The following is a 3655-nucleotide window of genomic DNA, read 5'->3' as shown; positions in this document are numbered from 1 at the left end:
GTCGCCGTGAGCATGACCGAGCGGATCCACTCCAGCTGATCCTTGACCCGCCACTTGGCGTGATCGGACCAGTGCTGCTGCACCAGCCCGACCCGCGCCCAGAAGTCGGCGTCGGCGCGGCGCGGGTCGATGCCGAGCACACGGACGCGGCCCGCCGCGGGCTTGAGCGAGCCGAGCAGGTTCTCCACCAGCGTCGTCTTGCCCACCCCGTTGGGTCCGAGCAGACAGATCACCTCACCGGCATGCACCGACAGTGAGACGTCGTGCAGCACCGGGGTCTTGCGATAGGAGAACTCCAAGCTTTGAGCATCAATGACGGTCTGGGTCGCTGGCACGGTTCCCTCCTTTTCGTAGGCTCAGTACGTAATATAGTAGACCTACTACATTTTGCGTGTGTGAACGACGGGTGTTCCGAAATTCGTGGCTCCTTCGACCCTTCCGTGCAGCGGTCCACACTGTGACCTTGGCGGACGCGCTCGCGGTTTGGGGGTACGGTGTCCCCGTGCGCGCGACCTCCGTTCGGGAGCGGAACCTCCTGCTTAGTCGCCGCGGCGGGGCCTGACCAGGCCGGCACCCCGACCGCGGCTTACTTTCGCGTAGCCAGCCACCCCGGCGCGCCGGGCCCCGGCGCCGGGAACCAGCACACCCGCCCAGGAGAAACCAGACCCATGCGTACCGCACGCCCCGCCCCGCAGCAGCCCTCCGGCATGCCCTTCACCAAGTATCGGCCCTTCCTCGATACCGTCGACACCTCCCTGCCGGACCGCACCTGGCCCAACCGTCGCCTCACCCACGCCCCCCGCTGGCTGACCACCGACCTGCGCGACGGCAACCAGTCCCTTATCGAGCCCATGGGGCCCGCCGCCAAGCGCGCCATCTTCGACCTGCTGGTGCGCATGGGATTCAAGGAGATCGAGGTCGGCTTCCCCGCCGCCTCCCAGACCGACTACGACTTCGTGCGCTCCCTGGTGACCGACGATGCCATCCCCGAGGACGTCACCATCTCCGTGCTCACCCAGTCCCGCGGCGACCTCATCGACCGCACTCTGGACGCCTGCGTCGGCGCCCCACGCGCCACCGTCCACCTGTACAACGCCCTGTCCCCGCTGTTCCGCGACGTCGTCTTCCGCATGAGCAAGGAGGACATCCGCGAGCTCGCCGTCGAGGGCACGCGCCAGGTCATGGCCCGGGCGGAGAAGGTCCTCACCGATGACACCATCTTCGGGTACGAGTACTCCCCGGAGATCTTCGTGGACACCGAGCGCGAGTACTCACTGGAGGTCTGCGAGGCGGTCATGGGCGTGTGGCAGCCCGAGGAGGACCGCGAGATCATCCTCAACCTGCCCGCCACCGTCGAGCGCGCCACCCCCAACGTCTACGCCGACCAGATCGAGTGGATGAGCCGCAACCTCTCCCACCGCGATGCCGTGTGCCTGTCCATCCACAACCACAACGACCGCGGCTCCGGCATCGCCGCCGCCGAGCTGGGCATGCTCGCCGGTGCCGACCGCGTGGAGGGCTGCCTGTTCGGACACGGTGAGCGCACCGGCAACGTCGACCTGGTCACCCTCGCCCTCAACCTCTTCAGCCAGGGCATCGACCCCATGCTCGACCTGTCCGACATCGACGAGGTGCGCCGCGTGGTTGAGCACTCCACCCAGATGGACGTGCCGCCGCGCACCCCCTACGCGGGCGAGCTGGTCTACACCTCCTTCTCCGGCTCCCACCAGGACGCCATCAAGAAGGGCTTCGCCGCCCGCGAGCAGCAGATCGCCGACAAGGTCGCCGCGGGCATGACCCACGAGGACGCCGACGTGGCCGTGCCCTGGTCCATGCCCTACCTGCCCATCGACCCTCACGACGTGGGCCGCTCCTACGAGGCGGTTGTGCGCGTCAACTCCCAGTCCGGCAAGGGCGGGGTGTCCTACCTCCTGCGCACCACCCACAACCTCGACCTGCCGCGCCGGCTGCAGATTGAGTTCTCCAACATCGTCCAGCGCCACGCGGATACTTACGGCGGCGAGGTCGACGCCGACGACCTGTGGGCCATCTTCGCCGACGAGTACCTGCCGGCCGCCGCCGCACCGGCCGCCTCGCTGCCGACGTGGGGCCGCTACAGCCTCAAGGGCGCCACCCTCACCTCCGTCGGTGACGACGAGTCGATTCTCACCGTCACCATTTCCGACGGCGGGGAGCGCCGGCTACTCACCGCCTCCGGAAGCGGCCCACTCGACGCCTTCGTCACCGCGCTGGAGCAGACTGGGATCCAGGTGCGCATCCTCGACTACGCCGAGCACGCGCTCAGCGAGGGCCGCGACGCCCGCGCCGCCTGCTACGTCGAATGCGAGGTGGGCGGACAGGTCCTGTGGGGCGTGGGCATCGACCCCTCCATCACCACCGCATCCTTCAAGGCCGTCATCTCCGCGGTCAACCGGGCCATGCGCTGACGGAGGCGCCGTTGGGGGAGAGGCTCTACCGCGATGAGGCGATCGTCCTGCGCACCTACAAACTGGGCGAGGCCGACCGCATCATCGTGCTGCTCACCCGGTCCCACGGGCAGGTGCGCGCCGTCGCCAAGGGCGTGCGCCGCACCACCTCGCGCTTCGGTGCCCGCCTGGAGCCCTTCTCCATGATCGACGTCCAGCTGCACCGTGGGCGCAGCCTCGACGTCGTCACCCAGGTGGAGACGATCGCCCCCTTCGGAGGTGCGATCGCGGCGGACTACGCCATGTTCACCTGCGCCGAGACCATGGCCGAGACCGCCGAACGCCTCACCCAGGACGACGGCGATCTGGGCACCATCGACTCGCCCCAGCAGTTCCTCCTGCTCTACGGGGCGCTGGCCGCGCTCGCGCGCCGTCGCCACGCGCCCGGACTCGTGCTCGACTCCTATCTGCTGCGCTCGCTCGCCCTGGCCGGGTGGGCCCCGTCCTGCTACGACTGCGCCCGGTGCGGCCAACCAGGGCCGCACACCTCCTTCCACGTCCAGGCGGGCGGGGCCGTATGTCCTACCTGTCGGCCGGCCGGCTCCGTTGACGTCGAACCGGGCGCCATGGCGCTGCTCGGCGCCCTGCTGTCCGGCAACTGGGAACTCGCCGACGCCTCCACCGAGAGACAGTGTGCCCAGGCCTCGGGGTGTGTGTCGGCATACTTGACCTGGCACCTGGAGCGGCGCCTGCGCTCGCTCGCCCTCGTCGAAAGGGATTGAGATGACCTCCGCTGAACCGGCCGGGACGGATTCCCAGCCCCTCGCCGTCGTGCCGTTGCACCGCGAGGGACTCACCCCGCCGGCACTCGACCCGGCGACCGTGCCCGCGCATGTTGCCTGCGTCATGGACGGCAACGGCCGGTGGGCCAATGCTCGCGGCCTGCCCCGCACCGAGGGGCATCGGGTGGGGGAGTCGACCATGATGGACGTCATCGCCGGAGCCGTCGAAATCGGCATCAAGGAACTGAGCGTCTACGCCTTCTCCACCGAGAACTGGAAACGCTCACCGGCCGAGGTCCGCTTCCTCATGGGCTTCACCCGTTCGGTATTGCGCGCCCAAACCGATGACCTGCTGGAGTGGGGCGTGCGCGTGAACTGGGTGGGGCGCGAGCCTCGCCTGTGGAAGTCGGTGCTCAAGGAGGTGCGCCGCTCCGAGCGCATCACCGC

4 protein-coding genes are annotated in these 3655 nt (G+C 68.9%); 3 read left to right on the top strand and 1 reads right to left on the bottom strand.

Going from position 1 to position 3655, the window contains the following annotated elements:
• Positions 1 to 335: ATP-binding cassette domain-containing protein (locus RWX45_RS07505; protein WP_316023112.1), on the bottom strand; the 335-nt coding region annotated here is incomplete at its 3' end.
• Between the two features lie 333 nt (positions 336 to 668).
• On the opposite strand from RWX45_RS07505, the gene leuA reads away from it, so the two are divergent.
• The 3 genes from leuA to uppS all read left to right on the top strand — a co-directional run.
• Entirely contained in the window at positions 669 to 2447 is a 1779-nt protein-coding gene (gene leuA / locus RWX45_RS07500) for a 2-isopropylmalate synthase (RefSeq protein WP_316023111.1), read from the top strand.
• Between the two features lie 11 nt (positions 2448 to 2458).
• The gene (gene recO / locus RWX45_RS07495; RefSeq protein WP_316023110.1) at positions 2459 to 3208 is read left to right on the top strand and encodes a DNA repair protein RecO; all 750 of its coding nucleotides are present in this window, start codon (positions 2459 to 2461) and stop codon (positions 3206 to 3208) included.
• Between the two features lies 1 nt (position 3209).
• The coding region (gene uppS / locus RWX45_RS07490; RefSeq protein ID WP_316023109.1) for a polyprenyl diphosphate synthase at positions 3210 to 3655 on the top strand (446 nt) is incomplete at its 3' end.

Origin of the sequence: Actinomyces sp. MRS3W, assembly GCF_032465695.1 — a bacterium.
In the GTDB taxonomy this organism is placed as follows: Bacteria; Actinomycetota; Actinomycetes; order Actinomycetales; family Actinomycetaceae; genus Actinomyces.
Note: the sequence above shows the minus strand (reverse complement) of the source record. Positions and strands in the feature narration are given on the sequence as shown.

Coding starts and splice junctions, on each gene's coding strand:
- leuA (WP_316023111.1), top strand. CDS start 669: ATGCGTACCGCACGCCCCGCCCCGCAGCAGCCCTCCGGCATGCCCTTC.